Source organism: Pseudomonas abietaniphila, from assembly GCF_039697315.1.
Taxonomy (GTDB): Bacteria; Pseudomonadota; Gammaproteobacteria; order Pseudomonadales; family Pseudomonadaceae; genus Aquipseudomonas; species Aquipseudomonas abietaniphila_B.
The window spans coordinates 3964015-3977476 of sequence record NZ_CP155619.1 but is presented as its reverse complement, the minus strand read 5'-3'; the positions used below and the strand labels follow the sequence as shown (position 1 = coordinate 3977476).

Below are 13462 nucleotides of genomic sequence, written 5' to 3'. Positions count from 1 at the left end.
ACAGGCTGTACGGATGATGGGTTCAGCAACGCCTACCATGGCGGCGAGTAGATCAAAATCGCCTCACACTGCCACCGGTTGGCGCGCCGCCTGGGCCGAACGCCTGAAAGCGATGCCAGGCACACACCGTCTACCACGGGGGTTTGGCGGACAGTCCAGCGTCTAAGGCGCCTGTATCGAACGATTGATCTGCGCTTCATGAGCCGATTTGACGCATGGGCCGCCGGTTGTGACAACGTTAACAACGGCGTAGACTCCGCCTCATCTGGTCGTACCCTCCCATACTCATAATATTCTGCTGACTGCACGCACCGCACAGGCTCCGAGCCTCGCGCGGCGTTTTTGCTTGTTGGCGTTTTGTATGTGTGAGCTCGGCGACCCTGACAGTTCGAACATTTACCTTGAGGCTGACGCATCCTTTGATGAACACCACCGATGCACGCACTGGAAGTTGGCTCAGCGTTATCGCGCTGGCCCTTGCGGCTTTTATCTTCAACACCACCGAATTTGTGCCGGTCGGGCTGCTGAGCGCGATCGGCCACAGCTTCGACATGACCTCTGCACAAGTCGGCCTGATGTTGACGGTGTATGCGTGGATCGTGTCCCTGGCCTCGTTGCCGATGATGCTGATGACCCGCAACATCGAACGGCGCAAGTTGCTGAGCTTCGTGTTCATCCTGTTCATCGCCAGCCATGTGATGTCGAGCATGGCGTCCAGCTTTGGCATGTTGCTGGTCAGCCGCGTCGGCATTGCCTTGGCGCACGCGGTGTTCTGGTCGATCACCGCATCGCTGGCGGTGCGCGTCGCACCTGCGGGCAAACAGGTTCAGGCGCTGGGGCTGTTGGCAACCGGCACTTCGCTCGCGATGGTGTTGGGGATTCCGCTGGGCCGCATGTTGGGCGAAGCGCTGGGCTGGCGCACGACGTTTCTGGCCATCGCCATTGCGTCGGGCTTGACGGTGCTGGTGCTGATCAAATCGCTGCCGCTGCTGCCAAGCCAGAACTCAGGGTCGCTGCGCAGCCTGCCGATTCTGTTCAAGCGTCCGGCGCTGGTGTCTCTCTATGTGCTGACCGCGCTGGTCATCACTGCGCAGTTCACCGCCTACAGCTACATCGAGCCCTTTGCCGACGTCGTGGCCAAGATGAGCGGCGAGATGACCACCATTGTTTTGTTGCTTTTCGGCGGCGCCGGCATTCTCGGCTCCATCGTGTTCAGCCGCTACAACAACCGCTACCCGCGTGGGCTGTTGATCACCGCCATCGGCGCGCTCGCGTTGTGTCTGATTCTGTTGCTGCCGTTGTCCGGCAAGGCCTCGTGGATCGCCACTCTGAGCGTGGTCTGGGGCATGGCGATCATGTGCTTCGGCTTGGTGATGCAATCCAAGGTACTGGCGATGGCGCCGGATGCAACCGATGTCGCGATGTCGCTGCACTCGGGTATCTACAACATCGGCATCGGTGGCGGCGCACTGCTGGGCAGCGTCGTGATCAGCCAGTTGGGCATTGCCAACATCGGCCTGGTGGGCGGCCTCGTGGCCTTCAGCGGATTGGTGCTGGCAGGCCTTGCGACCTATCGCTACGGCGAGACCCTTCGCGCGTGAAGGCTCGGCAGAAGCGCCTGTAACGGCGCTTCTGACCGCGGTTGTGCCGTGTCGAACGCCCTGGCGAATCTGCCACACTGCAGTCGCGGGATTAACGCTACGTTTCCGAGTTCCGCCCGTACCATCATTCCTGTCGATAACCAACATTCCTGCGTTTGCCTTCCGCTCAAATTTCAGGGGCGTACTATCACCTCACACCCAAACACGAACTGAGGGCAGGAAAAATGGTTATTCATCTTCTGACTTGCTTGACGCTGACCGCTTTCACCAGCTACGTCGTCGCCCTCAAACTTTTCGCTCTGGAACCCGTGCACGTCACGGCGGACGAAAACAGTCATCGTGTTATGGCACGGGCCAACTAAGGCCCAAGTAGCTGACACTCATCAGCACTTTTCACCTTTCAACTTTCTGTTTGATGCGGAGCACTCGACATGACCCGAGACGTCACCCTGCACGTTAGTTTTCCCAAATTTGGTAATAACTATTACTCACAACATGTCGTCGTTCGTAAAAACCGTCACAGCCTGATTGAAGACAAACGCTTTGATGCCTTCATGATGCCGTCGGCGGAAAATCACTTCAGCAACGAAGTGGTGGGCTTTAACGATCAGTTCCGTTTCTTGACTGATGTGTTGGCCATGCATCTGCTGGAAGTAGAAACCGCGCGACCTGCCAAGAGAACCCGCCAATCGGCTCAGCCGCGCACTCTGTAAGATCACAGGCCATTGACGACGGTTGTTGCGAGTCCCCCTGCTCGACAACAATTTCGCCAATGGCCTGTTGCTTTTTTGACCTTCCTCAGCTGATTCCTGGTAACGCCCTTTCCTCCCCAGAAACGCCCTATCCGACCTGACCGTGTCGTCAGCTTTTGCCTTCAAGCATCGTTCATCCAGCCTAATAGGCACCTGCCTAAGATCACTAACAATGAGCTAAAAAAGACCTATCCAGACTTAAACTGCATTTAATTCAAAACTATTGAATCAAAACTGCATTATTTCGAATTTGCCTCTCACCCGTTTCCTGACCACAATCGGCGTGCTTCACATCCGAACGGAAAGCTGCCGCAACAGTTCTCCAATCGTTGTTCTGCCCTTTGAAATGCATGGCACTTGCCCCTTTGTGCGGGAGCTCTGTCTCTGCCGACGAGCTCCTTTTTTCAGCCTCGGACACTCACTCGTTGAAAACGCTTTTGCGCAGCTTCATCCCTCACTCCCTCAACACCCATCCGGCTGAATGGTCGCGCGCGGCTCTGGGCGCCTGCCTGGGTATTTTCATCAGCGCATTGCTGAGCCGTCAGTTGTTCGGCATCGACGTCACGCTGCATCTGCTCGGTCCAATCGGCGCATCAGCGGTATTGCTGTTTGCCGTGTCGACCGGCGCACTTGCACAGCCATGGTCGATCATTGGCAGTTACCTGATCTCGACGCTGGTCGCATTGCTATGCATTCGCCTGTTCGGCAACACCATCACCGCGGCGAGTGTCGCGGTGTGTTCGGCCATCGTGATCATGTGCGTATGCCGCTGCCTTCACCCGCCGGGCGCTGCTGTCGCGATCAGCATCATCACCTCTAAACAGGAACTGTCGGCGCTCGGCTTACAGGTGCTTTTTCCGGTCATGCTCAACGCCATTTGCCTGCTGATTGTCGCGCTGGTCTACAACAACCTGACGCGTGTGCGTTATCCCAGGGCGCAGGCGAAAACAGCGCCTGAAGCACAGGTCGCAAACTCCGAATCAGCGGGTTTCAACACTCAGGATCTGGATAAGGCACTCGACGACGTGGGTGCGTTTGTGGACGTATCTCGTGAAGACCTGGAGACGATCCTGCACAAGACCGAAGCGAACGCCCAGCATCGCAACCGGACGGACATCGACACCGAGCACATCATCTCGCGCAGCACTAACAGTCTATCGCTGGAACACTCGGTGGCAGATGCCATGAAAATGCTGGCCGGACAGGACAGCAAATACCTGCCGGTGCTTGATGCGGACCGAAAGGTGATTGGCATCATCAGTCTGGTGGATTGACTGAACCTGGCTTTCTAAGGGTGCCGCGCACTACACCGACGGATCCCAACGCTGGGACCAGTCGCCCTTCTCTTTGGCAATCTCACGCAACAGTTCAAAGGCCCGCTGCAAGGTCGCCGAGGGATTGTCCCGCGCATACACCAGATACGTCGGGTAGCTGAACTCCGGCGCCAGCGGCACGCGCTCCAGGACACCCCGGTCCAGCCAGGACTGAACGACTCGCGTGCGGAAATAGCCCGAGCCGCCGTTATCGAGGATGTACTGCAACGCAAAGGGGCCCAGGTTGAACGCCACGGCGGCCCTGGATTTTTCCGGCATCGCGGCGTCGTGCTGCTCACGAAACGCAGGCCCCCAGTCGATGTACACATACGGCTCCGGCTTGCCCGCCACGCGCACCAGAATCAGCTTCTCTTCCAGCAACTCTTCGACCTGAAGCCCGGGCCAGTAGGCCGGTTGGTAGACCAACGCGGCATCCAGCACCCCGCGCTCGACCTCCTTCATCAACACGTCGCCGTCCTTGACCTCGGAATGCAGCGCGTAGTCCGGAATCGCGTTGCGGATCTCGCGCACCCAGCTGAGCATCAACGGGTTGCACAGGCTCATTTCCGCGCCCACACGCAACACATGGCGATAGCCATCCGGCAACGGTAATTCCCGCCGCGCGGCATCCCAGGTCTGGACGAGTTGATTGGCGAACACCACAAACGCCTCGCCATCGGACGTCAGCTTCGCGCCCGTGCGATTGCGGATGAACAGCTTACAGTTGAGGTGGCTTTCCAGCTTCTGCACTCGCGCGGTGATCGCGGTCTGAGTGACGTGCAGCTTCTCGGCAGCAGCCATCAGGCTGCCCAGTCGAACGATTTCAAGAAAGGTACGGGCGAGGTCAATGTCCATCGATACGGCTCGGCGGCTGGCGTCAGATTGGCCGCGACATGGTAGCGCAGCGGCCCGTCGCCCAAGCGCAAAAACATGAGCGATATCCGACGTTAAACAGGCCCGGCATCTGGCGCAATTTCAAAATCCGCTGTCTCATGCAGCAGGTTCGTACACATCACGAACCCCTTACCTACCTTTCTGCGGAAAACAACATGAAACACGCCCTGCTCACCGGCATGCTCCTGACTGCCTTTGCCTTGCCTTTGACCGCAACGGCCAACGACGACAACAGCCTGTGCCAGATAAACCTGAGCAAGATTCGCGACACCGAAGCGGCTAAACCAGACCTCAGCGACGCGGTAAGAAGCGACGTCGACACCACCGTCCACCGCGCCGAATCAGCTCTGGCGCGGCACAACGATGATGGCGCGAGAGAGTGTGTTTCCTTGACGCAGCAGGCGCTGCAGAAACTTCAGAGTAATTGAGGCAACTCGCCACGCAATGGATCGATTGTGGGAGCCTCTCAGGCTCTCAAACCAGTGGTGTCAGTCCGTTTCTTGAGGGTCGCGAAGCTTCGCAGCATGCGCCACATCCCAGATGACGCAGAGCGTCCTTGAATGTGTTACCACGCGGAGCGTGGGAACAATCAGCACTCGTTGAATAAACAAAAAGCCTGTGGGAGTTAGCTTGCTGACGAATGCGATGTGTCATTCACCCTTGATGAAACTGGCTCACTCCCATCACCAGCAAGCTGATGGTTCCCACGCTCTGCGTGGTAACACATCCAATGACGCTCTGCGTCATCCGGGACGTGGCGCATGCTGTCAGGCTTGGCGACCCTCAAGAAACGGACTGACACCACTGGTTTGAGCACCATACAACCTCCCACAAAACCTCATCCTGTCGGAACGTTTGAGGTGAGTCGAAGCGGTGGCTTATCACTTCAACACCAACATCCGATAAACGCCCGCTTCGCTCTCGATCCCGTGTGTGTCATGGGTGAACCCGGGGAAGGATCGGTCGAAGCTTTCCAGCGCCTTCAGATACGCCAACAAGGCGCCGTCGGAAGGCCCTGCGTTTTCACCCGGCATCAGCAGCGGAATACCCGGCGGATAAGGCACGATGCCGGTGGCCGCGATGCGCCCGGCCGCCTCTTCTAAGGTGACCTGTTCGACCTCGTTCCTGACCAGTTTTTCGTACGCTTCCACCGGGCTGAACTCGGCCTTGGGCAGCGTGCCGAACGCCTGCGACATGGCTGCTGTGGTTTTGGTCTTTTTCATGGCGGCAAAGATGTCCTGCGCCAGGTCCTTCAGCCCCATGCCGGCATAACGTTGCTGGTTGGCGGTCAGCAGATCGGGCAGGCACAGCTCCAGTTCCAGGTTGGTGTCGTAGTCACGCTTGAAGTCCAGCAGCGCATTGACCAGCGTGCCCCATTTGCCCTTGGTGATGCCGATCGAGAACAGAAAGAGAATGGTGAAGTCCGTGGTCTTCTCGACCACGATGCCCTGCCGTCCGAGGTAGGCGGTCAGCACGCACGCTGGAATGCCGAAGTCCAACAGGTTGCCGTCATCGCCCATGCCGGGACTGAGGATCGACACCTTGATCGGATCAAGCATGCAGTAGCCGTCTTCAATGTCGCCGAAGCCGTGCCAGATCTCGTTCGGGTGCAGTACCCAGCAATTCGGATCGGTTTTGAGCCTGCCCGGATCGACCTCGTGAAACGGAATCGAGGTCGCGCCGACTTTGACCGACGGCGGCTGCCAGCACGAGAAGAACCAGTCATCGTTGGCGAGCATCTCACTCTGCATGCGCGAAATGACCTGCCGGAACGCGATTGCCTCTTCGATGGATTCATTCGTCAGGATCTGCCCGCTGGGCGCTTCCATCATGGCCGAGCTGACGTCGCACGAGGCCATGATCGCGTAGTTCGGCGAGGTCGACGCATGCATCATGTAGGACTCGTTGAAGCGGCCATGGGGAATCGGGTTGCGCCCGTTACGCACATGGATCATCGAGGCCTGAGACAGCGCCGCCAGCAGCTTGTGGGTCGACTGGGTGGCGAACACCGTGGGCTTGGAGGCGTCGTGATCGTCCGGGCTGCCGTGCATCGCGAAGCGATCCTTGTACAGCGGATTGAAGCGCGCATAGCCATACCAGGCTTCGTCGAAATGCAGGCGGTCGACACTTTGCCCCAGCAGCTCTTCGACCCGCGTTACGTTGTAGGTCAGCCCGTCGTAGGTCGAGTTGGTGACGATGGCGTGTACCGGCGTCGGGTCGATGTGGCTTTTCACCAGCGGGTTGTTGGCAATCGCCGCTTTCACGCCCTCGGCGCTCAGGGTCTGCGGCAGAATCGGTCCGATGATGCCGAAGCGGTTGCGGGTCGGCACGAGGTACGTCGGAATCGCGCCGGACAGCGTCATCGCGTGCTCGGCAGACTTGTGGCAGTTGCGGTCGCACAACGCAATCTGATCGCGGGTCACGCTGGCCATCAGAATGACACGGTTCGACATCGACGAGCCGTTGGTCACGTAGTAGGTGCGATGGGCACCAAACACCTTCGCCGCGTAGCGCTCGCCCTGGCCGATCGGCCCGCTGTGATCGAGCAATGAGCCCAGCTCACCCACGGAAATCGACAGGTCGGAACGCAGCAGGTTCTCGCCGAAGAATTCATAAAATGCCCGGCCTGCGGTGCTTTTCAGGAAGGCAGTACCGCCTGCATGACCCGGCGTGTGCCACGAGTATTCGTAGCTGCGGGCAAACTTCAGCAACGCGCCGAACATCGGCGGCAGCACCGCCTGACGGTAGCGTTCGATCGCGGCCATGATCCGCCCGCTCAGGAAGCGGCTGGTGTCTTCCGGCAGCCAGATGAAGTCGTCTGCGTGTTGCATGACAATCAACGGGACACTGGACGCAGTGCTGCGATCACTGATCAGAAACACCGGCACGCGGGTGTTGCGCTCACGCAAGGTGGTGAGCAGATCGATGCACTCCTGGTGGTCTTCGCTGGTGTCCATTTCCCAACTGAGCAGCACGCATTGAATCGCCGGGTCAGTGCTCAGAATCGACTTCGCGTCGCTCAGGCTTTCCGAGGTCAGTACGCTGATGGAGCGCTCTTCCACATCGCTGATCAGCTGAATCAGTGCCCTTCCGAACACGCTGCGTTTGTCGGGCTGCTTCGTGACGAGTAAGGCCAGCATGCCGAGCAGGTGTCTGTATTCCGTCATGGTTGAGTCTCCAGAGTGGCGCGATTCAGGTCATTGCGAGGCAAGTTGTTGAGAGGCAGGTCATTGACCGGAACAGGTTCACCGACAATGTGCTGCGCAGCGACGGTCTGGGTCGGCACGCTGTTGTTGAGGGCTTCCAGTTTGATCAGGCGTGTGTTGACGAAGCCGAACAGCGTGTAGCCGACGATGGTGGCAACGCCGCCGAGCATCAGCGCCTGGGCGCCCGAGCTGTACAGCGCCAGATAGCTGTACGCGGCGGCGATGTAGGCCACGATGTTGGTAATGAGCGCCTTGTTCGCCGGAACGTTGGACACCTTCTGCAGGGTCATCAACGTGGCCATCGACAGGATGTACGGCACCAGGTTGGTGACCACCGCCAGGTTCACCAGCGTGTCGAACTGCTTGGCGAGATCCGGGCTGATCGTGAGCAGCGCCATGGCCGTCTGGATCGCTAGCAGGATCAGCATGCTGATGATCGGTACGCCATGCTTGTTGGCCTTGGCGAAGATCGGCAGAAAGTAACCGGTGTCCGCCGAGCTCTTGAACACTTGGGCGACAGTGAATTGCCAGCCGAGCAGCGAGCCGATACAGGCCAGCACCATCAGCCCCATGACGATGTTGCCGATCATCGGGTTGAACATCTTGGCGAACACCAACCCGAACGGCGCAGTGGAAGACACCAGTTCGGCGTTGTCGACGATGCCCGCGATCACGTTGGTGGAGACGATGTAGATCACCGCCGCGCCCAAAGTGCCGCCGAGTACGGCGATGGGCACGTTCCTCTCAGGGTTCTCCACTGCATCGCCATTGGCGCACGCGGATTCAAGCCCGAGGAACGCCCACAGCGTGATCGCCACCGATGCGCCCGCCGCCTGATACCAAGGCATGTCATGGGGGTTCCAGCCGGCCGAATACACACTGCTGTCGAACCAGAACCAGCCGATGGTCGAGACCAGAACCACGGGCGCAATCACGCCCCAGACAGTGACTGCGCCGATCTTGCCGGTGATGCTCGCACCACCAAAGTTGGCGAATGTAGTAATCCACAATAAGGCAATGGTCGCGAGGCCAACTTGCAGCGAGCCGAGTTTTATATCGAACAACGTCTGGATATAACCCACGGCCGTAATACTGATCGCGACGTTCGCGATCAACAACGACAGCCCATAGGTGTAGTTGGTGATGTAGTTTCCGGACTTACCGAAGGTGTATTCGGCATAACCGCCCATGCCGCCAGTCTTGCGACTGAGCATCCCGCAGCGCGCGAACGCGTAGGCCAGAGCCAGTGAACCGGTGGCCGTGATCAGCCAGGAAAGGATCGAAATACCGCCGACTTCAGCGAGTTTGGTCGGCAACAACACGATGCCGGATCCCAACATGTTGACGGCCGTCAACATCGTCAGTTGTCCCACGCTCATTTTCTTTGCGACTGACATTCCGTTGCCTCATAGGATGAAGTGAGAGGCTTTTAGCTATAGCAAAAGATTCTCACTAAGCAAGAAATGGACATGTCTTTAGCTGCTAGCGAAAAGCCACTTTTTAACAACTTCGGAATAAATAGTGACTGTATTGAACGTCGGTAAAGTTCACACCGTTCATACGGTTTGCGCGAAGGAAAATACAGGAGAGAGCGTAACGGCAGGACGCAGACCGCGCTTGACACAGGTCAAGGCGCGATCAGAAACCCATCCATTCGGTTAGTGGATCTGCGTGTTCAAAGCACAGCGGGTAACGCAACGCTTTCAAACAAACAGCGTAAACAAGGCAAATCCGGCGTACCAGACAATCGCCGAACGAATCAGCAATTCCCACAATACGTCTAGGCTGTTCACGCCTTCCGCGCCCACGACCGGCGCAGGCACTTCGCCGGCCACGCAACCGGCCCGGGTGATCAGCCCGGCCGCGCTGATGTTCCAGTTGAGCAATTCAGTGAGCATCACGCGGCTGACCGCGACGAAGTTGCCGACCAATGCAAAGCTTGCGGCCAGCAGACGCACAGGCACCCAATCGAATGCATGGCGCAGTTGCGTGGCGCGCTCCACCAGCGCCGGGGTCTTGCCATGCTCAGACGCCAGCGCCAGCAATCGGTAGGCCAATGCGGCGACAGGGCCCAGCACGAAATACCAGAAGATCACCGCGAAGAAACCCTGATAGACCTGCCACAACAAATACGTCTGCACACCGCCCAACAGCTGTTCTTCATTTTCCGCCTGAACCCCCAGGTCCCGATCGGCCACCAGCACCGCCGCCTCTTGATTACCACGTCGACAGGCGTCGCGAAATGAACCCAGATTGGCTTTGATATCGCCACGGCCCAGGCTGTAGATCAGTACCAACAGATGAATCGGCAGCGCTAGCCAGCCATACGCCACCGAGCCGACAATCCAAAGCACCAGCGCCAGCAGCAACAACGGAAACAGGATCGTCAGCGTCAGGATCCACCAAGGCCGCTTGGCTGTGCGTGGGTTCGACTCAAGCCGTCCCAGCTGATTCAACCAGGGCGCATCGCGCTGAACACGCTGACGCAGGGCAGAGAATTTCTCGACCCACACGGCCAACAGCAACACCAGAAAACTCATCACCAGCTCCTTGATTCAGTCCTGCAAAGCCGAACGAAACCGTGCCCAGTCAAAGCATGGCCCCGGATCGGTCTTGCGTCCCGGCGCGATGTCGCTGTGCCCGGTTATTCGTAGTGGGGTGATCGCAGGCCATGCCGACTGCAACTGTCGGGTCAGGGCGATCAGCGTGTCGTATTGCGCATCGGTGAAAGGCTGATCGTCAGTGCCTTCCAGCTCGATACCCACGGAAAAGTCGTTGCACGTCTCACGCCCGTCGAACACCGATACACCGGCATGCCACGCCCGATCCAGACAGGACACGAACTGCGTGAGTTCGCCGTCGCGCTCGATCAGAAAATGCGCGGACACCCGCAGTTCAGCGATGCCTTCAAAGTAGGGATGCTCTGTGACGTCCAGCCGGTTCTGAAAGAATTCCTGCACCTTGCCCGTCTTGAACTGAGCCGGCGGCAGGCTGATGTTGTGAATCACCAGCAACGAGATCTCGGCTTCGGGGCGAGCATTGAAGTTGGGCGAAGGGCAATGGTGCGCGCCATGGCACCAACCCGTGGCAGGGTCCAATTGCATGGAGGGTCCTTGGAACGTGAATCGACAGCGGCCAGTATGCCCGTGATGAGAAACGATGTGGGCGGCGAATCGTGATTCGATTCGCCGATGGGTTCTGTGCGGGCACTTGACCGTGCCCGCGACGAATAACCTGTGGGAGGGCGAAGCGGCTCAGCCTTTGAGCTTGCGCAGATTCCCCAGCACCGACTCCAGCGCCCGGTCGAACAGCAGCGAATCGTCCAGCACGCGAATCGTGCCGCGACGGAATTCGACCGCCAGGCCCATGCGCGTCTTTTCCAGGACCTTCATGCCCGTGCGGTTGACGAACACATAGCGTCCGCTCGGCTCAACGATCGCCGCCAGCTTGCAACGCAGCTTGTGGTCTTCGTCTTCCTGGATTTCAACCCAGCTTCCCAAGCGTAGTTTGTCGACTTGCATCAGCCCCTCATCGTTCTCGGGCAAATGCAGAGAAGGCTCGCTGATGACCTGCTCGCCCGGCGCGACCAGCACGATTTCTTCAACAACGGCCATCATCGTCGGGCCGTCACCCGGCTCATCGGCCACGACTTCATCCGCGTCACCGGCCGGACGGGCCACGTGATTGAATGCCTGCACATGCAACGCTTCGAGCTGGCTGAAAAACTCGCTGGTGGCGAACGGGTCGAACGCGGCACTGCTCAGACCATCGCGCAGCGACTTCAACAGACCCGGCACCAGCTCGAGTAGACGCTGACGGGCGTCCGGCTCGTCATGGGGCTCAACGCTCCAGATCAGATCGTCCATCGCTTGAAGACCGGCCGCCCACTCAACTGACTGCTCGCCGTGCTTGAGACAGGTGAGCAGCAGGACTTTACTCCAGGCTTCCTGCAACAGACGCACGACAACTTCCGGCAGCGTGCGCCCCAGCAGGCGATCATTGAGCGCTTGCTGAACCCGCTGACGCGCCAGTTCGGCCAGCGCGCGGCCTTCTTCGGCATCACGGGTGCGTTGTTCCAGCAGCTCACTGCGGCGACGTTCGTCACTGGTAAAGGCCAGGAAGTCGACCAGCAGTTCGGTGAAGATCGCCGGGTCATCGACGAAGTCGTGCAACAGGCGTTGCACGATCTGATCGATGCGCGTGTACAGCGAATCCCGCTGGCTGTCGTCACGCCCGCCCCAGCCCAGTGCCGCCGACGCGATTTCATTCAACAGACGACGGGCAGGATGGCTGCCGCGGCTGAAGAAACTCTTGTCGATGACGGCGACCTTGAGCATCGGGATCTGTAAACGGCCAATCAATGCACGCAACGAGCCTGGCAGGTTACGGTCATCGAGAATGAATTCGAAGAGCATCGAGATGAGGTTGATCACGTCCTCGTCGATGGTGCCGACCGTGCGGAATTTACCGCTGCGGGCACTTACACGACCGATCAGTTGCTCCAGTTGCGCACGCAAGTCGAAGTCGTCCGGGTTCTCGGCGCGGGGTACGTATTGCTGCAGATGCGACAACAGGCGCAGCAGGTCCTGGCTTGAAATCGGGCGAGCCTCGGCGTTGCTGTCCGGATGTGGCGTCAGGTTACCGCGCACATGGACCAGCAGCTCCTGCAAGGCGGAGAAAACTTCCTGAACGCTCTTGTCGAGCTTCTCGGCGGCCTGAACAAGCGCCGCGCTGTCAGCGCGCTGGGCTTCAGTCGCCGAGCTGGTGGAACGATCGGTCGAGCGACGCGACGGCAATACTTTCAGGTCCGGCAACACACCCGCAGATATCAGCAGCAGGTTGGCCTCTTCATACAGCTGATCAGCGTTGGTCAACGCGTACTTTTCAAACAGCTTGAGGATGATCAGCTTGACCTTGATCTCGACGCCGAGATTGCGACCGGCCTGCAAAAAGAAATCGCACAGCAGGGTCGGACCAAGCGGGTTGGTTTCGTCGGTCAGCGGTTGCGGAATGAGTTCGTTCAAACGCGTGGTGAGCTGGCTCAGCGCCACACCATCGCGGTTCACGACCTTGGTCACCATGGCATCGACGGCCACCGTGCGCTCGAGGTCGTCGTTGTGAACCAGCGCGAGTTTGTCGAAAGAAACAGGTTCAGCAAGGATCGGCTCGGCGAGCTCGTACTGACCGAGGCGCAGAAACGCCTCGAAGAATTTGTCCAGGAAGTTACGTTCGATGCTCTTTCGCTTCAGGCGCAGGTCGCGCATGGCTTCAAAAAAGACATTCTGTTCGGCGTTGTTATGCGCCCGGTCCGCCATTTCAAACAAGGTGTCATCGGCGTTATCGAAGAGGGTCTGCAGGCTTTCCTTGAGTTGCTGCGCGGCTTTGTCGCGCACCTGCAACAGAACGACGGGCAGCCGAGCGACAGGCGAAGACCCCGGAATATCCGGCCCCGTTTTGCTCAAGGGCACCACTTTATTGTCGTTCTGCATCAAGGACTCCTTTCATCCAACATCACTCAACAACGAATGCACAGCCACAACCTGATCACAAACGGAGGAAGCCTCCGATTGGACGGCGCTCAAAGGTGTTGTCCCTGGGGTGTACAGGCGGAACGTCAAAGCTATGACGTCAAATGCAAGGCGAATTATGTTTTAAATGCTGCCCGCTCGCCAGCGGACTCTTCGCCTTGATTGAAA

At 58.7% G+C, this 13462-nt stretch carries 10 protein-coding genes; 4 read left to right on the top strand and 6 right to left on the bottom strand.

Features of this window, described 5'->3' with window-relative positions:
- The first annotated feature begins 422 nt into the window (after positions 1-422).
- From ABDX87_RS17635 to ABDX87_RS17625, 3 genes are all read left to right on the top strand, one after another.
- Positions 423-1601 carry a sugar transporter gene (locus ABDX87_RS17635; protein WP_346829034.1) on the top strand — a complete coding sequence of 393 codons (1179 nt, stop codon included), beginning with the start codon at positions 423-425 and terminating at the stop codon, positions 1599-1601.
- A 431-nt stretch (positions 1602-2032) separates the two neighbouring features.
- The gene (locus ABDX87_RS17630; protein WP_346829033.1) at positions 2033-2314 is read left to right on the top strand and encodes a hypothetical protein; all 282 of its coding nucleotides are present in this window, start codon (positions 2033-2035) and stop codon (positions 2312-2314) included.
- Between the two features lie 464 nt (positions 2315-2778).
- A complete protein-coding gene (locus ABDX87_RS17625) occupies positions 2779-3627 on the top strand; it encodes an HPP family protein (RefSeq protein ID WP_346829032.1) in 849 nt (282 codons plus the stop codon).
- A 30-nt stretch (positions 3628-3657) separates the two neighbouring features.
- Here ABDX87_RS17625 and ABDX87_RS17620 read toward each other — a convergent pair whose 3' ends face one another.
- Positions 3658-4521 (bottom strand): LysR family transcriptional regulator, encoded by an 864-nt coding sequence (locus tag ABDX87_RS17620; RefSeq protein ID WP_346829031.1) that lies wholly within the window; start codon positions 4519-4521, stop codon positions 3658-3660.
- 194 nt (positions 4522-4715) lie between these two features.
- On the opposite strand from ABDX87_RS17620, the gene ABDX87_RS17615 reads away from it, so the two are divergent.
- Positions 4716-4988, top strand: a complete 273-nt coding sequence (locus tag ABDX87_RS17615; RefSeq protein ID WP_346829030.1) for a hypothetical protein — start codon at positions 4716-4718, stop codon at positions 4986-4988.
- Between the two features lie 453 nt (positions 4989-5441).
- On the opposite strand, the gene ABDX87_RS17610 is transcribed toward ABDX87_RS17615, so the two are convergent.
- From ABDX87_RS17610 to ABDX87_RS17590, 5 genes are all read right to left on the bottom strand, one after another.
- Positions 5442-7727 carry an Orn/Lys/Arg decarboxylase N-terminal domain-containing protein gene (locus ABDX87_RS17610; protein WP_346829029.1) on the bottom strand — a complete coding sequence of 762 codons (2286 nt, stop codon included), beginning with the start codon at positions 7725-7727 and terminating at the stop codon, positions 5442-5444.
- The gene (gene potE, locus ABDX87_RS17605) at positions 7724-9163 is read right to left on the bottom strand and encodes a putrescine-ornithine antiporter (RefSeq protein ID WP_346829028.1); all 1440 of its coding nucleotides are present in this window, start codon (positions 9161-9163) and stop codon (positions 7724-7726) included. Before potE ends, ABDX87_RS17610 begins: the two co-directional genes overlap by 4 nt.
- A 306-nt stretch (positions 9164-9469) precedes the next feature.
- Positions 9470-10306: a regulatory signaling modulator protein AmpE gene (gene ampE, locus ABDX87_RS17600; protein ID WP_346829027.1), complete on the bottom strand. Its 837-nt coding sequence runs from the start codon at positions 10304-10306 to the stop codon at positions 9470-9472.
- A gap of 15 nt (positions 10307-10321) precedes the next feature.
- A complete protein-coding gene (ampD, locus tag ABDX87_RS17595) occupies positions 10322-10870 on the bottom strand; it encodes a 1,6-anhydro-N-acetylmuramyl-L-alanine amidase AmpD (protein WP_346829026.1) in 549 nt (182 codons plus the stop codon).
- A 150-nt stretch (positions 10871-11020) separates the two neighbouring features.
- Complete coding sequence (locus tag ABDX87_RS17590) at positions 11021-13255, bottom strand: DUF1631 domain-containing protein (RefSeq protein ID WP_346829025.1); 2235 nt, start codon at positions 13253-13255, stop codon at positions 11021-11023.
- Positions 13256-13462: the final 207 nt, after the last annotated feature.

Bases quoted from the DNA above. Each gene is read 5' to 3' on its own strand.
- ABDX87_RS17620 (WP_346829031.1), bottom strand. From the start codon at position 4,521: ATGGACATTGACCTCGCCCGTACCTTTCTTGAAATCGTTCGACTGGGC.
- potE (WP_346829028.1), bottom strand. From the start codon at position 9,163: ATGTCAGTCGCAAAGAAAATGAGCGTGGGACAACTGACGATGTTGACG.
- ampD (WP_346829026.1), bottom strand. From the start codon at position 10,870: ATGCAATTGGACCCTGCCACGGGTTGGTGCCATGGCGCGCACCATTGC.
- ABDX87_RS17615 (WP_346829030.1), top strand. From the start codon at position 4,716: ATGAAACACGCCCTGCTCACCGGCATGCTCCTGACTGCCTTTGCCTTG.
- ABDX87_RS17590 (WP_346829025.1), bottom strand. From the start codon at position 13,255: ATGCAGAACGACAATAAAGTGGTGCCCTTGAGCAAAACGGGGCCGGAT.
- ABDX87_RS17630 (WP_346829033.1), top strand. From the start codon at position 2,033: ATGACCCGAGACGTCACCCTGCACGTTAGTTTTCCCAAATTTGGTAAT.
- ABDX87_RS17610 (WP_346829029.1), bottom strand. From the start codon at position 7,727: ATGACGGAATACAGACACCTGCTCGGCATGCTGGCCTTACTCGTCACG.
- ABDX87_RS17635 (WP_346829034.1), top strand. From the start codon at position 423: ATGAACACCACCGATGCACGCACTGGAAGTTGGCTCAGCGTTATCGCG.
- ampE (WP_346829027.1), bottom strand. From the start codon at position 10,306: ATGAGTTTTCTGGTGTTGCTGTTGGCCGTGTGGGTCGAGAAATTCTCT.